This is a genomic window from Chryseobacterium sp. POL2 (assembly GCF_011058315.1).
GTDB lineage: Bacteria > Bacteroidota > Bacteroidia > Flavobacteriales > Weeksellaceae > Soonwooa.
Window position 1 is genome coordinate 2671177 of the sequence record NZ_CP049298.1, and the last position, 24842, is coordinate 2696018.

23 protein-coding genes are annotated in these 24842 nt (G+C 34.0%); 8 read left to right on the forward strand and 15 right to left on the reverse strand.

What is annotated here, in order from left to right:
* Entirely contained in the window at nucleotides 1-354 is a 354-nt protein-coding gene (locus G6R40_RS12365; RefSeq protein WP_165135984.1) for an MmcQ/YjbR family DNA-binding protein, read from the forward strand.
* Between the two features lie 354 nt (nucleotides 355-708).
* Complete coding sequence (gene abc-f / locus G6R40_RS12370; RefSeq protein ID WP_165135987.1) at nucleotides 709-2295, forward strand: ribosomal protection-like ABC-F family protein; 1587 nt, start codon at nucleotides 709-711, stop codon at nucleotides 2293-2295.
* Between the two features lie 279 nt (nucleotides 2296-2574).
* On the opposite strand, the gene G6R40_RS12375 is transcribed toward abc-f, so the two are convergent.
* A complete protein-coding gene (locus G6R40_RS12375; RefSeq protein WP_165135990.1) occupies nucleotides 2575-2883 on the reverse strand; it encodes a helix-turn-helix domain-containing protein in 309 nt (102 codons plus the stop codon).
* A gap of 373 nt (nucleotides 2884-3256) precedes the next feature.
* Between G6R40_RS12375 and G6R40_RS12380 the strand changes: the two genes are divergently transcribed.
* From G6R40_RS12380 to G6R40_RS12390, 3 genes are all read left to right on the forward strand, one after another.
* A complete protein-coding gene (locus G6R40_RS12380; RefSeq protein WP_165135993.1) occupies nucleotides 3257-4075 on the forward strand; it encodes an RNA polymerase sigma factor in 819 nt (272 codons plus the stop codon).
* A gap of 1 nt (nucleotide 4076) precedes the next feature.
* Nucleotides 4077-5171, forward strand: a complete 1095-nt coding sequence (locus tag G6R40_RS12385; RefSeq protein WP_165135996.1) for a hypothetical protein — start codon at nucleotides 4077-4079, stop codon at nucleotides 5169-5171.
* Nucleotides 5172-5485: 314 nt separating this feature from the next.
* Nucleotides 5486-6688, forward strand: coding sequence for a S41 family peptidase (locus tag G6R40_RS12390; RefSeq protein WP_165136000.1), 1203 nt, complete (start codon nucleotides 5486-5488; stop codon nucleotides 6686-6688).
* A gap of 90 nt (nucleotides 6689-6778) precedes the next feature.
* Here G6R40_RS12390 and G6R40_RS12395 read toward each other — a convergent pair whose 3' ends face one another.
* The 12 genes from G6R40_RS12395 to dnaK form a co-directional block, all read right to left on the reverse strand.
* Nucleotides 6779-8026: a type II toxin-antitoxin system HipA family toxin gene (locus G6R40_RS12395; RefSeq protein WP_165136003.1), complete on the reverse strand. Its 1248-nt coding sequence runs from the start codon at nucleotides 8024-8026 to the stop codon at nucleotides 6779-6781.
* Nucleotides 8027-8038: 12 nt separating this feature from the next.
* Nucleotides 8039-8323: a helix-turn-helix domain-containing protein gene (locus G6R40_RS12400; protein ID WP_058879002.1), complete on the reverse strand. Its 285-nt coding sequence runs from the start codon at nucleotides 8321-8323 to the stop codon at nucleotides 8039-8041.
* Between the two features lie 72 nt (nucleotides 8324-8395).
* On the reverse strand, nucleotides 8396-9046 hold the full coding sequence (locus G6R40_RS12405) for a hypothetical protein (protein WP_165136006.1): 651 nt from the start codon (nucleotides 9044-9046) through the stop codon (nucleotides 8396-8398).
* A gap of 1 nt (nucleotide 9047) precedes the next feature.
* Nucleotides 9048-9959, reverse strand: a complete 912-nt coding sequence (locus G6R40_RS12410) for a relaxase/mobilization nuclease domain-containing protein (protein WP_165136009.1) — start codon at nucleotides 9957-9959, stop codon at nucleotides 9048-9050.
* Nucleotides 9960-9972: 13 nt separating this feature from the next.
* Nucleotides 9973-10428, reverse strand: a complete 456-nt coding sequence (locus G6R40_RS12415; protein WP_165136012.1) for a plasmid mobilization protein — start codon at nucleotides 10426-10428, stop codon at nucleotides 9973-9975.
* A gap of 149 nt (nucleotides 10429-10577) precedes the next feature.
* Nucleotides 10578-11489, reverse strand: coding sequence for a toprim domain-containing protein (locus G6R40_RS12420; RefSeq protein WP_165136015.1), 912 nt, complete (start codon nucleotides 11487-11489; stop codon nucleotides 10578-10580).
* A 234-nt stretch (nucleotides 11490-11723) separates the two neighbouring features.
* A complete protein-coding gene (locus G6R40_RS12425; RefSeq protein ID WP_165136018.1) occupies nucleotides 11724-12881 on the reverse strand; it encodes a VapE domain-containing protein in 1158 nt (385 codons plus the stop codon).
* A 4-nt stretch (nucleotides 12882-12885) separates the two neighbouring features.
* Nucleotides 12886-13224, reverse strand: coding sequence for a helix-turn-helix domain-containing protein (locus G6R40_RS12430; protein ID WP_058877525.1), 339 nt, complete (start codon nucleotides 13222-13224; stop codon nucleotides 12886-12888).
* Nucleotides 13225-13357: 133 nt separating this feature from the next.
* A complete protein-coding gene (locus G6R40_RS12435) occupies nucleotides 13358-14182 on the reverse strand; it encodes a hypothetical protein (RefSeq protein ID WP_165136021.1) in 825 nt (274 codons plus the stop codon).
* Nucleotides 14179-15435 carry a site-specific integrase gene (locus tag G6R40_RS12440; RefSeq protein ID WP_165136024.1) on the reverse strand — a complete coding sequence of 419 codons (1257 nt, stop codon included), beginning with the start codon at nucleotides 15433-15435 and terminating at the stop codon, nucleotides 14179-14181. Before G6R40_RS12440 ends, G6R40_RS12435 begins: the two co-directional genes overlap by 4 nt.
* Nucleotides 15432-15998: a helix-turn-helix domain-containing protein gene (locus G6R40_RS12445; RefSeq protein ID WP_165136027.1), complete on the reverse strand. Its 567-nt coding sequence runs from the start codon at nucleotides 15996-15998 to the stop codon at nucleotides 15432-15434. The genes G6R40_RS12440 and G6R40_RS12445 overlap by 4 nt, the downstream gene beginning before the upstream one ends.
* Before the next feature lie 228 nt (nucleotides 15999-16226).
* Nucleotides 16227-18119 (reverse strand): molecular chaperone DnaK, encoded by a 1893-nt coding sequence (dnaK, locus tag G6R40_RS12450; RefSeq protein ID WP_165136030.1) that lies wholly within the window; start codon nucleotides 18117-18119, stop codon nucleotides 16227-16229.
* Between the two features lie 349 nt (nucleotides 18120-18468).
* On the opposite strand from dnaK, the gene ppk1 reads away from it, so the two are divergent.
* From ppk1 to G6R40_RS12465, 3 genes are all read left to right on the forward strand, one after another.
* Nucleotides 18469-20532 carry a polyphosphate kinase 1 gene (gene ppk1 / locus G6R40_RS12455; RefSeq protein WP_165136033.1) on the forward strand — a complete coding sequence of 688 codons (2064 nt, stop codon included), beginning with the start codon at nucleotides 18469-18471 and terminating at the stop codon, nucleotides 20530-20532.
* 9 nt (nucleotides 20533-20541) lie between these two features.
* Nucleotides 20542-21423: an exopolyphosphatase gene (locus tag G6R40_RS12460; protein WP_165136036.1), complete on the forward strand. Its 882-nt coding sequence runs from the start codon at nucleotides 20542-20544 to the stop codon at nucleotides 21421-21423.
* A 150-nt stretch (nucleotides 21424-21573) separates the two neighbouring features.
* Nucleotides 21574-22593 carry an LLM class flavin-dependent oxidoreductase gene (locus G6R40_RS12465; RefSeq protein WP_165136039.1) on the forward strand — a complete coding sequence of 340 codons (1020 nt, stop codon included), beginning with the start codon at nucleotides 21574-21576 and terminating at the stop codon, nucleotides 22591-22593.
* A 38-nt stretch (nucleotides 22594-22631) separates the two neighbouring features.
* On the opposite strand, the gene G6R40_RS12470 is transcribed toward G6R40_RS12465, so the two are convergent.
* On the reverse strand, nucleotides 22632-24203 hold the full coding sequence (locus tag G6R40_RS12470) for a flotillin family protein (RefSeq protein ID WP_165136042.1): 1572 nt from the start codon (nucleotides 24201-24203) through the stop codon (nucleotides 22632-22634).
* Between the two features lie 12 nt (nucleotides 24204-24215).
* Complete coding sequence (locus G6R40_RS12475; protein ID WP_165136045.1) at nucleotides 24216-24782, reverse strand: NfeD family protein; 567 nt, start codon at nucleotides 24780-24782, stop codon at nucleotides 24216-24218.
* Nucleotides 24783-24842 lie beyond the last annotated feature (60 nt).

The window sequence follows — 24842 nt, forward strand, 5'->3', positions numbered from 1 at the left end:
ATGAACATCGAAGAATTAAGAGCATTCTGTTTGTCGTTGAAAGGTGCGGAAGAATCCTTGCCTTTTGACGACAAAACACTTGTGTTTTCCGTGAAAGGGAAAATGTTTTGTGCAACCGACATCACAACTTTTAAACTTGTAAACGTAAAATGTGACCCAGAAAAAGCGGTTGAATTACGAGAACAATTTGAGGAAGTAAATCCCGGTTATTATATGAACAAAAAACATTGGAACAGCATAAGCACAAACGGAAAAATCACAACAGAACAGTTTAAAAAGTGGATTATCGATTCTTATAATTTAATTGTTGCTGGATTACCAAAAAAAGTCCAAAAAGAGTTGAACGAAGAATAAAAACGGCATATAATGGGTTTTGCAAGATGCGGGATTGAAGGAAATCTCAGAAATATTCTAGAAAATACCCGCAAAAAACCATTTCATTTTTTTTTTGTAAATTTGAAAAAATGAAAATGGTTTTTGCTAGAGATTGGTTCTCCTCCCGACTTTCAGTTTACAGTAGCCCGCACCTCGCAAAGCCCCTTTCCGTTACAGGCAATATTACGAACGACCGTACTAAAAGAAAAGTCGTATATTTGCAGACACAAAAACTTAAACAACACGAAATGTAAAATATAATTTCTTTCAAACAAATCAGAACAACAACCGCAAAGCGGTCGCTGTATTGTTTCATCTTTAAAGAAAGGAATTATGCTTACTTTACAAAATATTTCATATACACACCCTAACAAGGATTTACTGTTTAGCGACATCAATCTGACAGTAAACAATCACGAAAAAACCGCTTTAATCGGTAACAACGGAGTAGGAAAATCTACTTTACTCAAAATTATTGCAGGCGAATTTCAACCATCAAACGGACAAATAAACGTTGAAGTCGAACCGTATTATGTACCGCAGATTTTCGGACAGTTCAATCATTTGAGCATCGCACAAGCGTTGCAAATCGAAGACAAATTGAATGCTCTAAAAGAAATTTTGGATGGAAATACAAGCGAAGAAAATTTCAATTTGCTGAATGACGATTGGACAATCGAAGACCGTTGCAATGAAGCATTAAACCATTGGAAACTCAACGATTTAGACTTATCACAAAAAATGGAAGCGTTGAGTGGCGGACAAAAAACCAAAGTTTTCCTTGCGGGAATTTCCATTCATCAACCCGAATTGATTTTGTTGGACGAGCCAAGTAATCATTTGGACATCGCCAGCCGACAACTTTTGTATGACTTTGTTCAAACCACAAAAAGTGCCTTGATTGTCGTAAGCCACGATAGAAAATTGCTCAATCTTTTGAACAGCGTTTGCGAATTGAGCAAACACGGAATTAAAGTTTATGGTGGTAATTACGATTTTTATAAAGAGCAAAAACAAATAGAAAATAATGCTTTGAGCCAAGATATTCAAAGCAAAGAAAAGGCATTGCGAAAAGCCAAAGAGAAAGAACGGGAAACTTTGGAGCGACAACAAAAATTGGACAGTCGTGGCAAAGGCAAACAAGAAAAATCGGGTGTTGCCCGAATAATGATGAACACGCTTCGGAACAATGCTGAAAATAGCACTTCAAAATTGAAAAGTGTTCACGCAGAAAAAATCGGTGGACTTTCGCAAGACTTACAAGAGCTTCGTTCTTCCCTACCCGACATTGATAAAATGAAATTCGGCTTTGATAATTCGGCTTTACATAAAGGTAAAGTTTTGTTCACAGCAACGGACATCAACTTTGGTTATGGCAACAAACCGCTTTGGGAAAACGGCTTGACTTTTCAAATCACAAGTGGCGAACGTATTGCGTTGAAAGGGAAAAACGGTTCGGGAAAAACAACTTTAATCAATTTGATTTTAGGAAATTTAGAACAGCAATCAGGAACAATTTACCGAGCGGACAATAAATCGGTTTACATTGACCAGGATTATTCTTTGCTTGACAACACGTTGAAAGTTTACGAACAAGCCCAACAATTCAATACTTTGGCATTACAAGAGCACGAAATCAAAATCCGCTTAAACCGATTTTTGTTTACAAAAGACGATTGGGAAAAACCTTGCATTGCGTTGAGTGGTGGAGAAAGAATGCGTTTGTTACTTTGTTGTTTAACCATTAACAGCCAATCGCCCGACATTATTATCTTTGACGAACCAACCAACAATTTGGACATTCAGAATGTTGAAATTTTGACGACAGCCATAAATGAATATCAAGGAACATTAATTGTTGTGTCGCACGATGAAACATTTTTGGAGCAGATAAATATAGAACGAACAATTGAACTCTGAAAAAATACTGCCTGTAATAACTAGAGTTTCGTTGCGTGCGGAGCACGAACAATGAAACTCCTGTTGAACGGAAGCTTTGGGAGCTCTTTTCAGGAGTTATGGGGTTGTCGTAAAATTTTTAAATGATATTTGAAAGAGAACAGGACGTTCTCTTTTTTTTGTTGCCATTTTGCTGATTTTTAATTAGTTTCACAAAGTAACTAAATATGGCGCTGAGAAAGCTACCGAAGGTTTAGTTCAACATATTCTACGTCTAAAAAAGAAAAAAATCCCAATCTCTTAGGATTTTCTTTTATTTTGATTTTTAAATTTTTCTTTCAAATCAATAATTTCACTTTCAATATTATTGAGTTCATTTTTATTTAGAGTTGAGAATAAATATAGAACATCAATCTCAAAAAAATTACAGATTTTAACAATATTTTCTAGTGTAGGATTGGTTTCTGCTCTTTCAATTCTTCCTATATGATTGCTTGATAAATTAAGTTCATTTCCCAGTTGCAATTGTGACATTCCTTTTCTTAATCTATACAATTGTAAAAGCTTTCCGATTTGATTTTTTAATTCCTCAAGTACTAATTTATTCATTTAGTAAATTTTGGACTTTCTAAAGTTTTTCAACAACACATATATGTTGTGTATTTATTTTTTTTGTTTATATTTGTAAAAATTACAGTGAATATGTAATTTTGCGATAGTACAAAAAAATATAGAAGCTATTGCTTAGATTCTCGACTGGAAAACTGGCACTTTTCAAAAAGCAACGAGTTGATAAGTAAACGTGCCCACGACCTTGGCGTGGGCTCGCTTATCGTTGCTTGGTATGCCAGTACCACCAGTCGGTAAGTTGAGTTCCACGCCTTTTCTATTGGGCAAAATGTAGTGAGTATGTGTGTTGAATAGTACAAAAGAATTCATCTTCATGATCGAAGCAGTTCCTTCCAGCTAAAACACACTGCTTATGAAAAGAACAGACTCTTTGCCTCGGATACTGAAAGATGCTCAGCTCTATGAACTGCTGAAAAAAGGCGACCCAAACTCTTTAGAACATATTTATTTGCGCTACAAAAGACTTCTTTTCTGGATAGGAAAACAAATAGTGGAGGATGATTTTGTGGTAGAAACGCTTGTTCAGGATGTCTTTCTCAAACTTTGGTTGCAACGTGATTCTATTGAAACACCGAATCATATTTTGGGGTTTTTAAGGTTTGTTTTAAAAAGAGATTGCCTCACTTATTACAGTTCTCCAAGAAATAAATTTACTCGCCTTATTAATTCCTTAGAACGTTACGAGAACTATCAGGATTATCTGGCTGGTTACGACCCTGCTCAAGATAAAGAGCTTCTCCTCCTTCAAGAATCTGAACAGAAAAATTTAGATGAAGTGAAGAAGGTTTTAAATGTTTTGGATTCTAAAAGGAAACACCTCATAGAACTTTGCCTTGAATATGGCTTCCAGTACAAACCTATTGCAGAAGCTATGGGAAGCAGTGTAAAAGACATTAGCAATGAAGTGAACAGAGCCATCAATGACCTTCGGGACATTATTAAAGGTAGTTCTTTTGAACAGCCCAAAGCAAAAGTTTCTGAACATGAAAAGCAACCCAATAAACTCAGCAGTCGACAACTTGAGATTCTGAAAAGAAGGTTTGAGCATAAATCGTCTTTCTCGGTGATTGCTCAAGAGCTCAATTTATCTGAAAAGGATGTTCATCGGGAATTTCTTTTTGCGTATCAATTTCTACAAAGTAAAAAAAACACCACTGAAACACTTCTTTGAAATGGAAAAATCTACAATTACTCTTACCCGAAGAATTCAGTTGCTCCTAGATGTTTCTAGTGAGGAGAAAAAAGCAATATGGGAAAAACTGTATCGCTATCAGAACAGGTGTTATAGAGCAGCTAATTTTATTGTTTCTCATTTGTATGTTCAGGAAATGATGAAGGATTTCTTTTATTTTACAGAAGACATTCAATACAAGTTGGCGGACATCAATAAAGATGAAATGGGAATGTTTAACCGCTCAAAAACCAATACTACAGCACGAATGGTGTTTGATAAATTCAAAGGGGAAATTCCTACTGATATTTTGGGAAGTTTGAATAATACGATTCAATCTGTTTTTTCAAAAGAAAAATCTGACTATTGGCGAGGTGTAAAATCTTTGAGGAATTTTAGAAAAGATATTCCTATTCCTCTTCCTGTTAAATGCATCAGCAAAATGAGATATGAAGAGGAAACGAAAGCATTTTGTTTTAATGTATTTGCCATTCCTGTAAAAACGTATTTGGGAAAAGACTTTACGGATAAGCGTTTGATTATGGAACGCCTTTTAAGAGGGGAAATAAAACTTTGTACCTCACAGATCCAATTGAAAGACAAGAAAATCTATTGGCTTGCTGTATTTGAATTTGAAAAAGAGGAGCATCTTTTAAAACCCGAAATCATTGCTGAAGCTTCTTTGTCTCTGGAACATCCTATTGTAGCTAAAGCCAATAATGTACGCATCAATATTGGCACAAAGGAGGAGTTTCTCTACCGAAGACTTGCTTTACAGGCTAGCCTGAAGAGGATTCAAAATGGTATTGCTTCTGCCCGTTCTGGAAAAGGGGCAAAACGTAAAAAAAAGGCTCTTTACAATAGAGAAAATATAGAAGCTAGGTATGTGAATCATCGACTTCATTTGTACAGCAAACAGCTTATTGATTTTTGTATTGAGCAACAGGCAGGCACGCTGATCCTTAAAAATCAGGAAGACAAGATTGGCATTGCCCAAGAACGGGAATTTGTGCTTCGCAACTGGAGTTACTATGAATTGCAGTCCAAAATAAAATACAAAGCTGAAAAAGCGGGTATTGAATTGATTATAGGATAGCAGCAAGCAGCATAACGAGGGTGCTTGTACACCCGTAAGGTGAGGTCTTGAACGCTCACTAAATACTCTAGCAGTATATACAACGGCGTGGGTCTCTTTTTTTTCTGAAATAGTGATTGTGAGAAGAGGAAAACAGACAAGAAGGATAAGATGTATTTTAAATCCCTAATTACTTTATCTGTGTAAGCTTAAAAATTAAATAACATTGCTTCTTTAGCAAACTAAGTAAAACGCAGTACAGTTTGTGAAAGTTATGTAACAAAACTCTTATTTCAATTGTCTTTAAAGAGACAATTAAAATAATAAAAGATCAAATGTTACATATAGTCCGAATTAAAATTTCATATATTCTCCTCTTATTTCTATTATCAATTTTTAAAATTAATGCACAGAATTTAACCGAAAAACAATTTATTGAAGATTTAGAATTTCTAAAAACCGAATTACCTAAAAGACATAAAAATCTATTTGGGAAAATCTCTGAAAGAAAATTCAACCAAAAAATATTAGAAATTGAGAAAAAAAGGCAATCTCTGAATAATGAAACTTTTGAAATTGAATTATACAAATTGATTAAAAAAATTGGGGATGAACACACAAGAATAGAACCAAAATATAGAAACATTTTTCCAATTTATTTTGATTTTTTTAAAGAAGGTATTTTTGTTGTAAAAACAGATTCTATTCATTCTAAGCTAATGTATAAAAAACTTAATGGAATAGAAACTCACACAATTAAAAGTGTAATCAATGATTACAAAAGAATAATCAAAGATGATAATAAATCTTATTTTGAAATAAATTTTTTAAACTTCATCAATAATCCGAGCATATTAAAAGGCTTAAATATCACCAAATCAAATTCAGAAATCAAATCTATTTTAGACAACCAAGAATTTCCAATTTTAGCAACAAATAAAGAAAATTCTGCACTGACAAAAAACACTCAACTTTTAAGATTTAAACATAAGAATAATTATTGGTATGAACTGATTGAGAATAATAAAACAATGTATTTCAATTATCAAGATTGTGCAGAACAAGATGGAAAGACCTTCGAAATATTTAATAATGAATTATTCAATGCTATAGAGATTCAAAAACCTGAAAAACTTATAATTGATTTAAGAAATAATAGCGGTGGAAATTCAGCTATTCTAAAACCTTTTCTCGAAAATTTGAAAACAAACTATCTGAATAAAAAGGGTTCATTATACATTTTGATTGGTAAGAAAACATTTTCTTCCGCTTTAATGAATGCGATTGATTTGAAAAGAGATTACAACTCAATTCTTATTGGTGAACCAACAAGTGGAAATGTAAATCATTATGGAGAAACTAGAGGCTTTTATCTTCCAAATTCAAAAATAATTATTGGCTATTCAACCAAATATTGGGAAAATTGGAAAGGTTATTCTGGTTCACTCAAACCAGATATTCAAATAGATTATTCAATTGAAAACTTCAAAAATAATATTGATGAAGCAATTGAATACATAAAACAATTAGAATTTTAGTTTTTGCAACATGTATTTATTTTTTTCTCTTTCAGCGAGTATTACTTTTAATCTATTGATTTCCATTAGCTGTTAAAATACAATTTATATTCAATACAAAAAAGCCCCTTTCATCATTTCCTGTTCTGCTCTTGTAATCCCAATTTCTGTTGCAATGTTTTTCCAATTGCGGACTGCATCTTGAATTTCAGCAATAATAGCATCCATTTCAGAATCGCTTAATCGAAAATAAATCCCTACGCTTTTTGCTAATTCGAGATTCAGAGCATTATCATCCATATAAATATTTAAAGCCAATCCATCTTTCTCAACAGAAGGATTTAGGTCATAAGCAGGCGATAAAATCCAACCATTTTCTGTTAAAATAAAACCGTGATTCCGAAGATGGTCGTCTGTATTTGAAATACAAATATTGAACACAATTCTTCGCCATAATTGATGAAGATTTTCGTTGATATTTACGCCATTATTCATTACAAATTCGGCTATATCGAGATAACTTGCGGTGTGAAATCGTAAATTTTCTTCACTGTTTCCCGTCATTGTCATTGCCGAAGCAAAGTGAATTCTATCATCGCCTTCTCTGTCGAACCTTTTAGTGAAAAAAGTATGGTGTTTTCCTGCTATTTTTTCTATTCTGCATTCGTTCATTTCAATGCCACTTTTCAAAGCTAATTGATATGCTAAAAATTCCCAAGCTCCTTTGTCAATCGTATCATTTTTTGAAGGAAATTTCGCAATCCACAAATCGCCTTTTTCATCTACAATATTGGCTTTGGGTCTTGCTCCTCCCAACGAAGATCCTGGAGCCATAAGAATCGCTAACCATTTTTTTACATCTATATTTTCGTCATCCTCCAAATTTTTCGCAGCGGCTTGAAGCTCTCGAATAGACGACCAAGGCGGTGTAGCATTTTCATGATCGTCATCAAGAAAAGAACCATCTAAAGACGTTTTAAACCTCAAAGCGCCCATTCTTGTTTTGTCGAAGACACCCAAAAGATAATCTATATCGTAAAGAGTTTGTGGCTTCTCTCCAAATTCTCTTGCATGTTGTGCGGCTTTTCTTTTCATTAAAGTGCGCCCCCAAGTATCTGGCATACTGTCTAAAAAAACTCCAAAATTTTCTTTATTGTTTGGAAATTGTGCACCCGAAAAAAACTGAATATCTGGGTCAATCAAACGTTGAGATGCTGTTTTTATCCAATCCTTATCGTATTCAAAACCAAACGCCTTTTTCCCTTTTCCGTAATGTGCAGAAAGAATTCCCATCAATTTCGGGGCTGCCATTCCTTTCCAATCAGCGAAAACGTAAATATCAAATTTTCCTTGCTTCATAATAGTAGATGTTTATTTAAGTAATTCCAAATCCTGCAATTTTCTGCCAAACTCGTCATCAGCAGCTAATTTCAGAAAATCGTTTTGCAATCCCAGAACTCTTAAAACATTAAAATAAGCTCCCAAAGAAACACTTGCATCGCCTTTTTCAATCAAATACAATGTGGAACGAGCAATTCCCGCTCTTTCAGAAACCTGAACAGCAGTGAGCTTTCTACGTTTTCTTGCGAGCTTAATATTTTCCCCCATTTGCCCTAATAGTTGATTGAATTTTGGGAGGATTACCTGTTGTTTCATTACAATAGTGATTGTTATTTCGAACAAAAATACATATTTTGATTGAAATAACAATCATAAAATATATTATTTTTATTCCCTACTCGCCTCATACCCATCTTTAAATCTCAAAAAATTCTTTGCATCTTTGGGGTTTTTCTCTATCCATTTATTCATCAACTCAGTATTATTTTGTAGTTGAAGGTAATCTTCATCTTTATAAATAGATTGACCATCTTTTTTAATTTCATCCAAAATCTCTTGGCGGATTTCGCTTTTTGATTTAATGCTTTCCACATACCATTGCTTGGTAAAAAAGATGTTTCCTGCTGTTATTATAACTGAAAGGAATAATGCTGCAATCATTCCATAAAAGATAATTTTCATAAATTTTGAATTCTTTTCAAGTGCTTTATTTAGATTCAAATAATCTTCAGAGGGTATGATTTCAATGGTTTTAGGAATCCTTTCTATAAATTCATTCCTTTCTTGAGTTTCTTTTTCTAAAGATTCTGATAATTTTAAAATTGTAGCATTAAATCTCCTCATCGTAGATTCTGTTTCTCCTTTTATATTCAATAAATCTTCATACACAAATTCTGTTTTTATTCCTTGTTCAATGTTTCTTTCATTGGTTTCAATGACTTTTTTTAATAGTTCCAAGCCATTGTTTTGATTGTGATCTTGATTACGTTCCTGATTGTACTCTTGGTTTCCTTTTTGTTTTTTTTCTTGATTTTCCATTTTATCTAAATTTTCGTTTTTTCTTTTTTAATAGTTCGTCTTCTGGTGATGAAGTGTAGGTGGGCATTAATAATTCTTTTGCTATATTTTCAAACTGTTTGCTCACAGATGTTGAATCTCTTTTTTCATCTTTATTGATTTGTTCTGTTGCTGTTGAATTGAAAACGATTGTCCTTTCATTATTTTCTTGAAGTTTCTGCTTGATATCTTTAATTTTTAATGTATTGGTGATTTCAGAGAGTTTATATCCTGGTTTGTATTCTCTCTCGGTTTGATGGTTTATATCTTCAAACTTTACTATTCTCATTCCCGAGATTCCTACTTTTTCATTTTGTGAAAGTGTTACCCTATAACCTAGCTTTTTCATATTATTAATCAGTTCTTCAAAGCTTCTTGAAATTCTAAGGGAAGTTGTGAGTGCTTTCAGCATTTGCTTTTTCTTTTCTTTGCCAATTTCAATATCGGTTTTAAGGTTCATTTCTTTGCAAACTTCACGAACGGCTTTCCCAAAGACTTCTCCTATGTTGTGGGCTTTAATGGTATTCTCTCCGTGTATATTTACTCTATTGACAATAAAGTGAATGTGTCTCTGTTTGGTTGAAGAATGAATATCTAAAACCATTTGGTTGTTATTACTCACTCCAATTTTCTTCAAAGCTCTTAATGCCAACTGTGTGAGTTCTTCATTGGATAATTGGTTTCCAATGGATTTTTCTGGAGAAATATATCCTGTCAATGCCCAGTTTTTTACATTTTTATTGCGGTCTGCAACGGTTTTCATTTCTGTAAACTGTTGTTCTGGGTTCTGACTTAATAGATTGTTTTGATATACTCGTTCTGCTGTTCCTTTGTCATTGCCATTATATTCGATGGCGATTTTGGTAATTCGTCTGGTGGTTGCGCTGTTATTCATTTTTGAATTTCAGTTATGTGGGTTTCTGCTTGTTTTGTTTTTCATACAGATATTGGTAAATCAGTGTAGTGACGGTTTCAATTTCATGGAGGATTTGTTTCTTGTTTTCAAATTCGGAAAACGCTCTATGTCTCAATAAATTTTTAATTCTGATGAAATGATTTCCATATTGAAGCAGCACTTCTTCGGTTTTAAATTCATTGATCTTTAATTCTTTTTCAGTAAGAATCATCCTTACATATTTTGATATTTTCAAGTGATATTTTGAGGCTTGCTTTTCTATTTCGTCAAACTCTTTTTCGGTTAATCTTACGGAAATAACTTTTGAAAATTGTTGTGATGTTTTCTTTTTTAAACCTCCTTTTCTGCCGATTTCCTGAAAGTGTTTTTTTCTCTTTTCACCATCGGCTTTCTTTTCATTTTCTTCTAAGGATTTCTTGACAAATTCTTCTAAAAAGTCTTTTTCCATATTGGTGTGCATTTAGTTTTTAATTGAATTTTAGTTGGTTTTTGAAAAAGGTTTTTCAAGACATTTCTGACGATAGGAAGAAATCAAAAATCCCAATTTTGCAATTAGCGGCTACGCTTATTGTAAACTTTGGGTACTTTTTGCACTAACTATCTGCCGATTTTGCGTGTGTTTATTTTATTCAGGTCTTCATATTCTCTGCCTGTATCTCTTTTAAGCATTTCCCAACTCATTAAAAACTCGTTCAGGTCTTTTTGGTTTTTGTATAGAATCCGACAGTCTTCTATGTTTTCTCCTGCACTCTTTATCATTTCGATAGCTCGGTTTCCTGCGTTGTCGTTATCAAAATACAGTTCTACTTTTTGATAATTCTGAATTAAATTTTTGATTTTTGGAATCATCGAAACGGAGTTTAGGATGATGTAATCTGAAGGCTTTTTTTGCAAATCATCTTCTATATTTTTAAAGGAAAGGAAATCGAAAAAACCTTCGAAAATGCGAAGTGATTCTTCTCCATTTTTAATGGTGGAAATATCTTTTTTTCCTAAGCATATCTTAGAGTATTTATTGCGAATTTCGTAACCTCCAGAATCATTTTTGAAGCCTATTCCGAAATAGCTTTTATCGTTTATTTGGTAATGTATCTCTTTTAAGTAGGTGGTCTGATTTTCTACTTTTCGGCTTTTTAAATATTCCAAAAGTGCTGGATGTTGAATGTCTTTAACTTCAATTATTGTATAATTATTTGCTAGAGCTTCTTGCTTTGGATTAGAATTACTTTGATGTTGAAAAGAAGAGAAATTTTGTCTTTCTGCCCATTCCAGAACTTCTTTTATGGAAGCATTTAAATATTTTTTCATAAAGTCAATATTGTTTCCGCCTATTCCTTCGGAATGGAGATACCAAATGTTGTTTCTTTTATTGAGTTTGAAAGAGGCTTGTGTTTCTGTGGAAAAAGGATTGAGGTACCAAGCTTCTTTTTCATTTTGTTTTGTTGGATGGTGTCCTAGTGAAACAAGGACTTCTTCCAACTTTATAGAGTTGAATTGGTTGCAGTTCATTGTGATGTTTTTGTTTTCTTTGTTTTTTTGAATTACTCTTACCTAATTACCTTTTTATTGACTAACAATACTTTAAGGCAAATTTTTACAACTACCTGTTTTTACCTTCTTACCATAAATTTCTAATCAAGGTAACTTTAGGTAACTATTTTTAAAATTAAATTACCTTTATAAATCATTGATGATTAAATTGTTTAAAGATTTAAGGTAACTTGGTAACTTTGGTAGGTTGATTTATTCAGTTTTTCTCTTGATGAGATAACCATAAACTTGAAGTTTGTGATGTTTTATCCTTTGGTATTTCAAACTGGTAAGTGCTTTTCCTATTTTCACGTTATTTAACCGCAATCCTAAAGCGTTATTCATCGCCAACATAATATCAGTTGCTGTGAGAAATTCTTCTGTTTTTTCAGATTTTTCAAAATGAGCGGAAATCAGTTCTTGCTCCATTGAAACTTGTGCATATTTCTCGTTTCGCTTTTCGTTTTCAGCGATATCTGTTGCGGTTAATTCGGGATTGTAATTTTTCCTTTCAAAAGCATTGTGGTATGCTTGAGCCCAGACTTTATCCATTTCAATTTCTTTGGAATATTCAAAATCAAAAGAATACACCTCAAAAATTAACCATCTAATACTTCCTGTTTCATCGGTAAGAAAATCAGTTCGATTGGTAGAACCTACAAACGAGCATATTCTTTCTAAAAATTCAGCTTTTCTTGCATAAGGCAAACGAATATTTGCACTACTTTTTGAGATGAAAGATTTCAAAGTATTAACATCGGATTTAGATAAAACCGCCAATTCATCTAGATTGCAAATCAAATTTTTACAAATGGAAATGATACCATCTTTGTCGATGGAGATATTTTCGGTGTAATAATTCTCTAATTTTGGCGGAATTAAAAATCGTAAAAATGAGGATTTCCCTGAATTTTGATGAGATGCTAAAACCAATGACTGTTTATTGACATAGCCTTTTGTAAGCGAACACAATACCGCTCTTGTTAGCCATTTTTCAAAATGATAATAAAATGCTTCATCATCATTGGTTTTAAGATATTGAGAGAGTTTCTTGATATAATCTATACCATCCCAAGTTTCTAAATTTTCAAAATACTCACGAATTGGATTGTATTGCTGAATCATATGGCTTCTAACCAAAATTTCCAACTTATTCATATTAATTTCAATTCCAGACTGCGCCAACTCAATCAATAAAGAATTGATGTTGAGAACAGTCCAAGTTCCAACCTGCTCTTTCAACTGAATTTCCAACTCCAAAGCAATGGTATTAAAACGAATGTTGTATTTTTCGTCTAAATAATTCATCGCTCTATCGTAAATGGTCTTGGAAGGAGTGTCTGATTGATACAAGAATTTTTGTTCGTTCATAACCTTATCTATTTCGGTTATGATATTTCAGAGCTTCGGATTCTATTTCTAGTAAGGTTTTCTTTTTACCTTTAGAAATCCATTCCAAAAGTTCATCTTCAAAAAAATAGAGTTTTTTACCGTTTTTGTAACACGGAATTTTTCTTTGCCTTACAAGAGTATAAATTGTAGGTTTGGCTTTCCCTATTATCTTACATACATCTTCAATTCCAATAGGAATGCGTTTTTCTTTCGGTTCAGAAATTTTCGCATTCTGAACCATAGATTTAATTTCGGCAATTTCGTTCGTTAAGTGAGCAACTGCTTTTGGCAGGTTTTCAAAAGAAATTTCATTTACGTCCATAATTATCGTTTATGATTGTTATGGTGCAATGATAATTTATGTTATACGTATGTTTTTTGTATGATAAAGAATGTTTAAATCATACTAATAACATAAATAGTTTTCTGCTCAATATTAATTGTATTTTCCTTTACTAAAGGCGGTTATCTTCAATTTTTATTAATCCTTCCTCTTTTCTCGAAGAGAGTAATTTTTCTATTGTTGATTCTTCCATTTCTTTAAAACTTTCAGAAAAAACAATTTTCAAAAATTTAGCGACATCTTTTCTCTGATTGTTTCCTCTATAATGGTGCCACACATTCCATCCGAAATGCATTAGATCAATCGTTTTAAGAGTATTCACTCTTATTGGGGTAACAGTATCAATCTTACTATCTTTCAAAAATTCTATTAAATAAATGCTAAATCTATTGATTTCTTCATCCGAAGAGTATGGTGCAAATTTTTCTTTAGTGTATTGAACAATAAAACCCAGCTTTTCCTGGACGATTTTTTCACTTTCAGATTTTGCCTTAATTCTTATTTTTTCAATATCAGATATTTCAATAGGTTCTTCATTTTCCAATATTGTTTCGGATATTTTTTTTTCAACTTCAAAAGTTGGTTCTTCTTCGTTAATATTTGGGAAACTTTGCATGTGTTTTTCATTCAATTCAAAATTCTCCGTAGAATTAACTATTTGGATATTCTTTGAATCGTCTTCTTGTTCTTCAACTAATTTGGATTTTGAATTGTTTAAAAAACGTTTTACTATCCAATTTACTATTGGATCAAGAAATAAAATTACAAATACGAATATTAATACACCCAAACCAATACCACCCCAGAAAAACAAATTAATTGTAAATTCATCTGCTCCATTTCTAATAGAATATTCTCTAGCAGCATTACCTATGAATATGCAAGCTAGAAAAACTGACAACCAAATAGCGATATATTCAAAGTACTTTATTTTCATTCAGATTGATTTTTTAAAGATTTTAATTGTATCGCTTCCGCCGCTTTATTTTTCTTTTCATCAATCACTTTTGCATAGACTTGTGTGGTTTTCACATTGGTATGTCCCAACATTTTGCTTACTGTGTAAATATCAGTGCCACTCGAAAGTTGCAACGTAGCAAAAGTATGTCTGAAACAATGAAAAGTGATATTTTTATTGATTCCCGCTTTTGCAACCCAAGTTTTTAATGGACGATTAATCCAAGCAGGATTGGTTAAATTTTCAAAAACCAAATCATTTGGCGATTTTGGTTCTCCACAAATTTCTAAAGCCTGTTGAGAAATAGGCATATATTCTACGCCTTTTGTCTTTTTTTGCGTGAAATTAATTCTTGGCTGTCCGTTATCCATATTTATTTCATTCCACTTCAGTTTTTGAATATCAGAATGTCGCAAACCTGTTAATGCCGAAAAAAGCGCCGCTCGTTTCAAGACATCATTTTCACAAGGCGTTTCAACTAAAGTATTAAGTTCATCAATCGTTAAATATTCTCTTCTTGTTTCCTGGGCAGGAATAGATTTTATTTTTGCAGAAATGTCTGTGGTAAAATAACCATCAATAAAAGCTTGTTTCAATGCCGCTTTGAAAACAGAAAAATAAGTTGATGCACTATTTTGAGATAATTTCCCATTTTTATTTCCACCGCGAGGTGCATTCAAAAGAAAGGTTTTAAAATTCTCACAAAATTTAATATCAATTTTAGAAAAAGGGATTTCAGAACCTTCATAAGAGATTAAAAAGTCAATTGCTCTTTCCCAATTTATCTTAATTGATTCAGAATTATTTTTGTGTCGTCTTTTGATTAATGCTTCAAAATATTTAACAAAATTTTCTTGAGATTTTTCTTTTTGTTCCGATTTAATCAGGTCAATTTCGTTATAAAGCTCAATATTGTCGTATTCTCTTTGTCTTAATTTCCTTACTGAATCTGCATAAAACATTGTTTCTCTATCGTTCTCACTTTTGCAAATAATAATTCCATTATCGTCTCTTTTAGGTTTATAAGAAATTGACTTTTGAGTCGTTTTCGCTGGTCTTTTTTTATCAAAATCTACAGTTGTTACACTTCGGTTGAGATACTCACGAATTCTTTGAGGATTTTTTTTGCCTTTTATCATCACAGGATAACTCTCCAAATAGATGTACCATTCTTTTCGGAATTCTGCTTTTCTCAACCTTACGGTGACTTTAGTTTTTAAAAGTTCTTTCATTGTCCTGCGAAAATTTTGTCAATAAGATTTTTTGGCGCATACACAAAACTACCTACTTTTTTAGTTGGTATTTTGTTCTTCTTAATTACAAGATAAATAGTACTTGGATCTGCACGAAATTTTGTACTTATCTCTGAAATCGTGTAGCAATTGCCAATTTCAAATTTTGGTTTTTCTGCTTTCTTCTTTTCAATAGGCATTTCTATTGTAGAGAATAAGTTCTCTAAATCTGCTCGTTTTACTCGAGTTAATCTTATCCCAAGATTAGCACCACCAATCAATCCTTTTTTTATCATTCTATGAATGGTATCTTTTGAAATTCCATACATTACAGTTGCTTCAGAAACAGAAATAAATTCTCGAGTTTGAACTTCCGCAATTTTATTAGAATATTTTTGTAACAGATTTTCTTTTTCTTTTTGTTGCTTTTCTAATTTTTTACGTTCCTTTCCTGCTTTATTCGCACAAGAAACACCACAAAAACGTGTCGTAACTGTCTTTGCTTCAAAGGGTTTTGAGCATTGCTCACATACTCTTGGTATTTTTAATTTACTAAATCCCATTCTGAAATAACATCGGGTACATTGTCTCCTTTTTATGCTTTTTTAATTATTTTAGCGCATAAGACGCACATTATATCCAAATAGAGCGCGGTACAAATATGATACAAAAATATGACAAAAAACGATTAAAAACAAGTATTTTCAAAAAACATTAAAAATAAAAAAATCGCTGTAAATAGTACATTTACAGCGATTTAATTATTTATTTTAATTGATATTAATCAGTCTTTACTTGACTTCTTCGAAGTCTGCATCTTGTACATCATCTGCACCAGCGTTTGCATGACTTTGTTGTTGTCCAGCGTTTGGATCCGCTTGTTGACCTTGAGCATACATTTCTTCTGAAGCAGCCATCCACGCAGCATCTAAAGCTTCAGTTTTTGTTTTTGTAGCTTCTAAATCTTTAGCATCAAAAGCTGTTTTCAATTCAGCTGCTGCAGATTCTACTGCTGCTTTTTTGTCCGCGGAAAGTTTATCTCCAAATTCTTTCAATTGTTTTTCAGTTTGGAAAATCAATCCATCTGCTTTGTTGAAAACTTCAACTTCTTCTTTTTTCTTAGCATCGGCAGAAGCATTTTCTTCAGCTTCACGCTTCATTCTTTCGATTTCGTCTTCAGAAAGTCCAGAAGATGCTTGAATTTTGATAGATTGTTCTTTTCCTGTTCCTTTATCTTTTGCAGAAACACTCAAAATACCGTTTGCATCGATATCGAAAGTTACTTCAATTTGAGGAACGCCTCTTGGTGCTGGTGGAATATCTGTAAGATCGAATTTACCGATTTCTTTGTTATCGTTGAACATGGGCCTTTCACCTTGTCCTACTCTGATGCTTACTGCAGGCTGATTGTCAGACGCTGTAGAGAAAACTTCAGATTTTTTAGTTGGGATGGTAGTATTCGCATCAATTAATTTTGTGAATACAGAACCCATGGTTTCGATACCTAAAGAAAGTGGCGTTACGTCTAATAACAATACATCTTTAACATCACCTGTTAAAACTCCACCTTGGATCGCAGCACCAATAGCTACCACTTCGTCCGGATTCACCCCTTTTGAAGGCTTTTTACCGAAGAATTTCTCAACTTCTTCTTGGATGATTGGGATACGTGTAGAACCACCCACCAAGATAACCTCATCGATATCAGAGGCAGAAAGACCTGCATCAGATAACGCTTTTTTACAAGGCTCCATAGATCTTCTTACCAAATCAGCAGCTAATTGCTCGAACTTCGCTTTTGTTAAGGTTTTCACCAAGTGTTTTGGTCCTGTTGCTGTTGCTGTAATATAAGGTAAGTTGATTTCTGTTTGTGAAGTCGCAGATAATTCGATTTTTGCTTTTTCCGCAGCTTCTTTTAGTCTTTGTAGTGCGATTGGATCCGCTTTTAAATCAACACCTTCTTCAGTTTTGAACTCGTCTGCTAACCAATTGATGATTACGTCATCAAAATCATCACCACCTAAGTGTGTGTCACCGTTTGTTGATAATACTTCGAAAACACCATCTCCTAAATCTAGGATTGAGATATCGAAAGTACCACCACCAAGGTCATACACTGCGATTTTTTGATCTTTATGTGCTTTATCAAGACCGTAAGCTAAAGCTGCAGCTGTAGGTTCGTTGATAATTCTTTCTACTTTAAGACCTGCAATTTCTCCAGCTTCTTTCGTCGCTTGTCTTTGTGCATCGTTGAAGTATGCAGGAACTGTAATTACCGCTCTGGTTACTTCTTGACCCAAATAATCCTCAGCAGTTTTCTTCATTTTCTGAAGAATCATTGCAGAAATTTCTTGCGGCGTGTATTCTCTATCGTCGATTTTTACTTTTACAGTATCATTTGGTCCAGATACTACTTTATAAGGTACTCTAGTGATTTCCGAAGCGTCATCTTTAAAGTGCGTTCCGATAAATCTTTTGATAGAGTAAACCGTTTTTGTAGGGTTGGTTACTGCTTGTCTTTTTGCAGGATCACCAACTTTTCTTTCACCATCTTCTGTAAAAGCTACGATAGATGGAGTTGTTCTTTTCCCTTCTGCGTTAGGGATAACTACAGGATCTTTTCCTTCCATTACTGAAACGCAAGAGTTGGTTGTTCCTAAGTCAATTCCGATTATTTTGCTCATATTTTTATTTTTTAAATTTTAAATTATTGATGAGAAATTCTCAATCTTTGTGCCATAGCCGATTGATGACAGAAATTGAGGTTTTCAATGACAAATTGTCAGTTTTGATTGTTGTTTATTTTGAAATATGATTAAAAAGGACAGGCTTTTCTAAAATGCTTATTATTAAATTCGGTTTAAAATTAAAGCTTGTCATTAAAAGTAGTAAGAGATTTTGAATCAAATTTTTTCTTATATTAAACAAAGGCTAAATAACGATATCCTTTTACCAGCAAGCAATAATTTAATATTATAAATATTTAAAAATTATTTTTATTAAACGTAAATTTGAAACATATCAAATCCAAATATGGCGCAGCAATTCAATCCTAGAGATATAACATGGTTAGGTTTTAATGCCAGAGTTTTACAAGAAGCAAAAGACGCGACAGTGCCTTTGCCTCTCAGAATTCGTTTTTTAGGAATCTTTTCCAACAATCTTGATGAGTTTTTTCGAGTTAGGGTAGCGGGTCTGAAAAGAGCTATGGATTTTAAAACAAAAGTCATTCAAGAATCTTTTTACGAAGCACCTTCCAAAATTCTTCAAAAAATTAACAAAATAGTAATCGACCAGCAGTCGGATTTCGAGAAAACATGGCGAGAAGTCCAAAAAGAAATGGCCAAACAAAATGTTTTTATTAAAGACAGTAAAAGCTTGTCGGCAGCCCAAAAAGATTTTGTGGTAAAATATTTTGATGAAGAAATAGAAAGTAATATGATCCCAATTTTGCTGCACGAAAATGTCCCCATGCCCTATATGCGAGACAAAAGCTTGTATATTGGTGTTGCAATGCGACGAAAAGAATGGCAGTACGAAAGCAAATTTGCAATCATAGAAGTGCCCACAACGACCAATAGCCGATTCGTAATTCTTCCAACTGAGAACAAATCAGAGAAAAATGTTATGCTTTTGGAAGACGTTATTATCTATAATCTGCCTCATATTTTTTCATATTTTGGTTATGATGATTTTGAAGCAAATTGTTTTAAAGTAACGAAAGATGCGGAATTCGACTTGGATAACGACATCAAAACAACTTTGGCAGACAAAATCGAAAAAGGTATTAAAAGCCGAAGAAAAGGTAAGCCGACACGTTTTGTTTTTGATAAAGAAATGGACAAAGCGCTTCTGGAATTTTTGATTCGAAAACTCAATTTATCAAAAAAAGACAGCATTATTCCGGGGCAAAAGATTCATAACTTCAGACATTTTATGGATTTTCCAGATGTTTTTAAAGCTTACGAAAAGCCAGTTGAAAGAACGTCTTTTACCCATCAGGCTTTCGATAATAAAGAAAGAGTTACAGATGTTATTATCAAAAAAGACATCTTGTTGACCTTTCCGTATCATACATATACGCCAGTTATCGACTTGTTGCGCGAGTCAGCAATGGATCCCGATGTCAAATCCATTCAGTTGACTGCCTATCGTTTGGCGAGCAATTCCAAAATTATAAATGCTTTGGTTAATGCCGCGCGTAACGGAAAAGATGTAACAGTAATGTTGGAGCTGCGCGCACGTTTTGATGAAGAAGCCAATCTCCAATGGAAAGAAAGGTTGGAGCTAGAAGGCGTGAAAGTTTTGGTGGGAATCCCCAATAAAAAGATCCACGCCAAATTGTGCGTCATCAAAAAACGGGTCAACAATAAAACCATTCAGTATGGATTCGTCAGTACTGGAAATTTTAATGAGAAAACAGCAAAAATCTATGGTGACAGCATGTTGATGACAGCTAATCGATCCATAATGGCCGATATCAATAAGGTTTTCAGCGTTCTTAATAAGCCCAAAGCTGATCCAACTGCAATTCTGAAAAGTTGCAAAACTTTATTGGTGTGTCCACAGTTTATGCGGGACAAAATTATTTGGCACATCGACCGCGAGATTGAAGAGGCGAAAGCTGGACGCAAAGCGGAGATAATAATTAAAGTCAATTCTTTGAGTGATAAAATTTTGATTACCAAAATATACCAAGCTGCCGAAGTTGGCGTGGATATGAAAATGATTGTTCGAGGGATTTATTGCGCAGTCAATCAAAAAGGTTTTAAAAAGAAAATCTATGCCATAAGCATTGTTGACGAATATCTGGAACACGCCAGAATTATGTATTTTTATAATAAAGGTAAGAACGATTTTTATCTTTCTTCCGCCGATTGGATGTCACGGAACTTGGATTATCGCATCGAAGCAGCAACGCCAATTTTGCAAAATGACCTTAAAAAACAACTCAAGCATATGTTAGAAATTCAGTTAGCAGATAATGTTAAAGCCAGAGTTCTTGACAAAAATATTAGAAATGAATATGTTAAAGGTGACGAGAAAAAATTAATTCGGTCCCAAATAGAAATTTACCATTATCTAAAAAATCTTTAGATTTAAATTATGAAAATTGCAGCTATCGATATAGGCAGTAATGCCGCACGTCTTCTAATAAATGATGTACAAGAAGTCAATGGCAAAGCCACATTTACAAAGCTCAATCTTTTGAGAATACCGCTTCGTCTGGGGATGGATGTTTTCAACCTTGGAGAGATTGGCCCGCAGCGTAAAGAGATGTTTATTAATTCTATGAAGATTTTTCATCAGTTGATGGAGATTTACCATGTTGAGCATTATCGGGCTTGTGCGACGAGTGCCATGCGCGATGCCAAAAACGGAAATCAACTTATAGAATTGGCAAAAAAAGAAGCCAATATTGATATTGAAATTATTTCTGGTGACGAAGAAGCAACTTTGATTTATGCCAATCACGTTGAAGAAAATCTTGACAAAAAATCCGCTTATCTATACATCGATGTTGGCGGTGGCTCAACCGAATTGACCTTCTACGAAAATGGAAAAATGCTTTATGAAAGATCTTTCAATATTGGGACGATCCGTCTTTTGCAAGGTCTGGTCACAGATGATATGTGGTTCGAAATGAAATCTGAAATTAAACGTAACATTCTTAGCAAAAACAATGTTGTGGCGATTGGATCTGGCGGTAACATCAATAAAATTTTCTCCTTAAGCAAAACCAAAGATGGTAAAGCAATGGCCGCAAGCGCACTAAAAAAATATTATAAAACCATGAAGGAAATGAGCGTTTTGGAAAGAATGTCATTCTACCAAATTCGTGAAGATCGTGCAGATGTTTTGGTTCCGGCGCTTCAGATTTTTAATAACGTGATGCAGTGGGCAGATATACATCAGATTTTTGTTCCGAAAATCTCTGTTGCAGATGGTCTTGTCAAAAATATTTATACCAATCTTAAAACCAAATAAAGATTCTATTCTGCAAAAAATCGATTGTTTTTTTTCTAAAAATAAACACAAAGACATTCTTAAATGTTCAGATTTTTACAAATTTCATTCTTATCGTATGTTAATGTTAAGCCTAAAAAAGCATCGTAATTTTGTCAAAAATAATTGAATATGGAATTAGGAATAGGAATGTTTGGAGATTTGTCAATAGACTCCAAAACCGGAAAATATAGAAATGCTAGCGACAAACTAAACGAAATTCTTGAGCAAGTTGTACTTATGGATCAAACGGGAATAGATGTTTTTGCCATGGGAGAACATCACCGCGCAGACTATGCCGTTTCTTCTCCAGAAATACTTTTGGCAGCAGCTTCTAGCGTGACTAAGACTATTAAATTGGCAAGTGGCGTAACGGTTTTAAGCTCATCAGAGCCTGTTAAAGTTTATGAAGATTTTGCCACATTAGACTTGCTATCAAAGGGTCGAGCCGAAATTGTTGTGGGGCGCGGTAGCTTCATTGAGTCTTTCCCGCTTTATGGTTATGACTTGTCTAATTATAATCAGCTTTTCGAGGAAAAATTAGATTTACTTTTAAAAATAAATGCAGAGGAAAATGTGACTTGGACAGGACAACTTCGTGCGCCAATGCATAACCAAACAGTGTATCCACGCGCAACTAAGGATGGAAAACTTCCAATTTGGATTGCTGTTGGGGGCACGCCAGAATCGGTATTAAGAGCTGCGAAATTAGGATTGCCTTTAATTGTTGCAATAATTGGTGGAATGCCACTTCAGTTCAAAGCATTAATTGTTTTTTATAAAGAAGAGTATTTGAAAGCTGGACATCCAGAATCTGAAATGCAAATTGCCATACATTCTCATACTTTTGTGAGTGATAATCCGCAAGTGATTGAAAATTATTTTGAAACCTATAAATCACAAATGGATAGAATAGGGGCAAGTCGCGGTTGGGCACCTTATACCAAAATGCAATACGATGGTGGACGAAGCAAAGATGGCGCATTGTTTATCGGAAATGCTGAAGAGGTTGCTGAAAAAATTAACCGAATGAAAGAAGTTTTTGGATTAACAAGATTTCTTGGGCACATGGATATTGGCGATCCGTCGCATGATATTATGATGAAATCGATAGAGCTTTTCGGTACAAAAGTAGCAGAGCAAGTAAAATAACAAAATCGCCTTTCAAAATTTTTTGAAAGGCGATTTTTTTAAGCATTACTATCTGGATTATCCGTCTTTGGCGGATCTTCTTTTTTGATGATTTTTACCGTTTTAGTTTCCGTGGCTTTGGTTGCTTCTGTATCTTCTCCTTTTAAATAAGATGGCAAATTAAGTCCAGCCATATTGAATAAATCATTCAAAGGTGGAACGCTTTTCATCATCCCGGAAACGAAATTTGCTGTTGAAGTTGTTCCTTCAGGATTGTTGCCGCCATCCCAAACGGTAACTTTATCAATCTTAATATTTTTAACTGCTTCCACTTGGGTTTTCACCAATTCCGGAAGTTTCTCAATCAACAATAATTGGAAGGCGCTATTAGTGTCGCCACCAGCAGCTTTCACTACTTGGTCATAACCTTCGGCTTGTTTCGTTAGAATTTCGTACAAACCTTTTGCCTCGGCTTCCATTTTTGCGAAAATCGCGTCTGCTTCACCTTTGGCTTGTAATCTAATTTTTTCGGCTTGCGCTTGTGCGTCGATTATGGCTTTTTGTTTCGCAATTTCCGCAGGAACAACGATATTAGCTTGTTGTGTTGATCTTTCTCTTTCCGCACGGGCAGTTTCTGCTTTTTGTTCTGCTAAATAGGATTCCTCCAAAGCTCTTGCGGCTTGTACTTTTTCTGCGGCCATGGCTATTTTCAAAGCTTCTGCTTCTTTTTCGCGGCGTTCAGCATCCGAGTTGGCGATGGTGATTTTTGCTTCGTTTTCCCCTTTTACGGCTAATGAGTTGGCTTCGGAAGTCGCGATACGTGCATCTCTTTCTGCTTCTGCTTTTCCAATGGCTTCATCTTTTCCAGCAGACGCAATGCTGACTTCTCTGTCTTTTTGGGTGATGGCAATCTTTACATCGCGATCTCTTTGTGTTTCCGCAATTTGGGTGTCTTTTTCTCTGTCGGCAATTGCTTTTCCTGTTTCCCCAATTTTTTCTTGTTCGGCAACAGAAATTTTAGCTTCGTTGATGGCTTTTGCTGCAGCTTCTTTTCCTAAAGCTTCAATATATCCAGATTCATCTTTGATGTCGGTAACGTTTACGTTGATGAGTTTTAAACCGATTTTCTTTAATTCTGTATCCACATTTTTAGAAATATTATCCAAAAATTTGTCACGATCCGAGTTGATTTCTTCAATTGTCATCGTCGCAATAACCAAACGTAATTGTCCGAACAAGATGTCTTTTGATAATTCTTGAATTTGCTCAGGATGAAGTCCTAACAATCTTTCTGCGGCATTTCCCATAGAATCAGGCTCTGTAGAAATAGCAATCGTGAATCGACATGGGACATCGACACGAATATTTTGACGGGAAAGTGCATTGGTCAAATTGGCTTCAATAGAAATTGGTTTTAAATCTAAATATGCAAAATCCTGAATAACTGGCCATACAAATGCGCCACCACCATGAATACATTTGGCTGAGCTTCCGCCGGTTTTTCCATAGATTACTAAAATTTTGTCCGATGGACATCGTTTGTAGCGCGAGATAAGCGCCATAAAAGTTACGAACAGTACAAAGACTGCCACGAGAATCAAGATGAAAGTCCCGTTAATTCCTTCAATCATAGTTTATGTTATTTATATTTTTTCGACAATTAAAATGTTGTTTTCGTGGCGAATAACGCGTACCATATTTCCTGACGAAATTGTTTCGTTTTCCGTCATAGCTTGTAGTTCGCGTTGGCTGCCTTTATAAGAGATTAAAACTTTTCCATATCCAGTTTTATCTTTAGGAATTGTTAGATAGACTTCCGCATTTTTACCAATTAAGGCTTCATAATTAAAGGTATTATCTTCGGAGAGTTTTAAAATTTGTTTAATCATTACAAAGTATAATAAGACAAAACCAAGCCCAATAAGTGTCGCGATAACGATGAGAAATGTTGGACTTTTGATAGTGTTAAACAAGGCGACGCCTGCCCAGCCAAAACCTAAAAGAAAGTTGATAAGGTTTCGGAAAGAAAATAATTGAAATGGCGCTGCGTCATGATCGAGGTTGCCATCGAAATCAGCATTAATTCCGTCAGAGAAATCACTTCCAAATATAGTTAGCAAAGTTTGGACTATAAAAATGACGCTTGCCACAATAGCGACCCACCAAAAAGCTTGTTCTAGCGGCGCTAATTCTTGAATGAAATTGAACATAGTTGTGTTTAGAATATTTTTAAAAATACTAAAAAATATACATATCTGAAAGGTTTTTCA

Excerpts from the sequence above, each read along its gene's own strand:
- G6R40_RS12415 (WP_165136012.1), bottom strand. The coding sequence starts at position 10,428 with ATGGAAAAAGACTTTTTAGAAGAATTTGTCAAGAAATCCTTAGAAGAA.
- G6R40_RS12385 (WP_165135996.1), top strand. The coding sequence starts at position 4,077 with ATGGAAAAATCTACAATTACTCTTACCCGAAGAATTCAGTTGCTCCTA.
- G6R40_RS12395 (WP_165136003.1), bottom strand. The coding sequence starts at position 8,026 with ATGAAGCAAGGAAAATTTGATATTTACGTTTTCGCTGATTGGAAAGGA.
- ppk1 (WP_165136033.1), top strand. The coding sequence starts at position 18,469 with ATGGCGCAGCAATTCAATCCTAGAGATATAACATGGTTAGGTTTTAAT.
- G6R40_RS12435 (WP_165136021.1), bottom strand. The coding sequence starts at position 14,182 with ATGAAAATAAAGTACTTTGAATATATCGCTATTTGGTTGTCAGTTTTT.
- G6R40_RS12405 (WP_165136006.1), bottom strand. The coding sequence starts at position 9,046 with ATGGAAAATCAAGAAAAAAAACAAAAAGGAAACCAAGAGTACAATCAG.
- abc-f (WP_165135987.1), top strand. The coding sequence starts at position 709 with ATGCTTACTTTACAAAATATTTCATATACACACCCTAACAAGGATTTA.
- G6R40_RS12365 (WP_165135984.1), top strand. The coding sequence starts at position 1 with ATGAACATCGAAGAATTAAGAGCATTCTGTTTGTCGTTGAAAGGTGCG.
- G6R40_RS12445 (WP_165136027.1), bottom strand. The coding sequence starts at position 15,998 with ATGGGATTTAGTAAATTAAAAATACCAAGAGTATGTGAGCAATGCTCA.
- G6R40_RS12465 (WP_165136039.1), top strand. The coding sequence starts at position 21,574 with ATGGAATTAGGAATAGGAATGTTTGGAGATTTGTCAATAGACTCCAAA.
- G6R40_RS12440 (WP_165136024.1), bottom strand. The coding sequence starts at position 15,435 with ATGAAAGAACTTTTAAAAACTAAAGTCACCGTAAGGTTGAGAAAAGCA.
- G6R40_RS12430 (WP_058877525.1), bottom strand. The coding sequence starts at position 13,224 with ATGGACGTAAATGAAATTTCTTTTGAAAACCTGCCAAAAGCAGTTGCT.
- G6R40_RS12400 (WP_058879002.1), bottom strand. The coding sequence starts at position 8,323 with ATGAAACAACAGGTAATCCTCCCAAAATTCAATCAACTATTAGGGCAA.
- G6R40_RS12420 (WP_165136015.1), bottom strand. The coding sequence starts at position 11,489 with ATGAACTGCAACCAATTCAACTCTATAAAGTTGGAAGAAGTCCTTGTT.
- G6R40_RS12460 (WP_165136036.1), top strand. The coding sequence starts at position 20,542 with ATGAAAATTGCAGCTATCGATATAGGCAGTAATGCCGCACGTCTTCTA.
- G6R40_RS12470 (WP_165136042.1), bottom strand. The coding sequence starts at position 24,203 with ATGATTGAAGGAATTAACGGGACTTTCATCTTGATTCTCGTGGCAGTC.
- G6R40_RS12380 (WP_165135993.1), top strand. The coding sequence starts at position 3,257 with ATGAAAAGAACAGACTCTTTGCCTCGGATACTGAAAGATGCTCAGCTC.
- G6R40_RS12425 (WP_165136018.1), bottom strand. The coding sequence starts at position 12,881 with ATGAACGAACAAAAATTCTTGTATCAATCAGACACTCCTTCCAAGACC.
- G6R40_RS12475 (WP_165136045.1), bottom strand. The coding sequence starts at position 24,782 with ATGTTCAATTTCATTCAAGAATTAGCGCCGCTAGAACAAGCTTTTTGG.
- G6R40_RS12375 (WP_165135990.1), bottom strand. The coding sequence starts at position 2,883 with ATGAATAAATTAGTACTTGAGGAATTAAAAAATCAAATCGGAAAGCTT.
- G6R40_RS12410 (WP_165136009.1), bottom strand. The coding sequence starts at position 9,959 with ATGAATAACAGCGCAACCACCAGACGAATTACCAAAATCGCCATCGAA.
- G6R40_RS12390 (WP_165136000.1), top strand. The coding sequence starts at position 5,486 with ATGTTACATATAGTCCGAATTAAAATTTCATATATTCTCCTCTTATTT.
- dnaK (WP_165136030.1), bottom strand. The coding sequence starts at position 18,119 with ATGAGCAAAATAATCGGAATTGACTTAGGAACAACCAACTCTTGCGTT.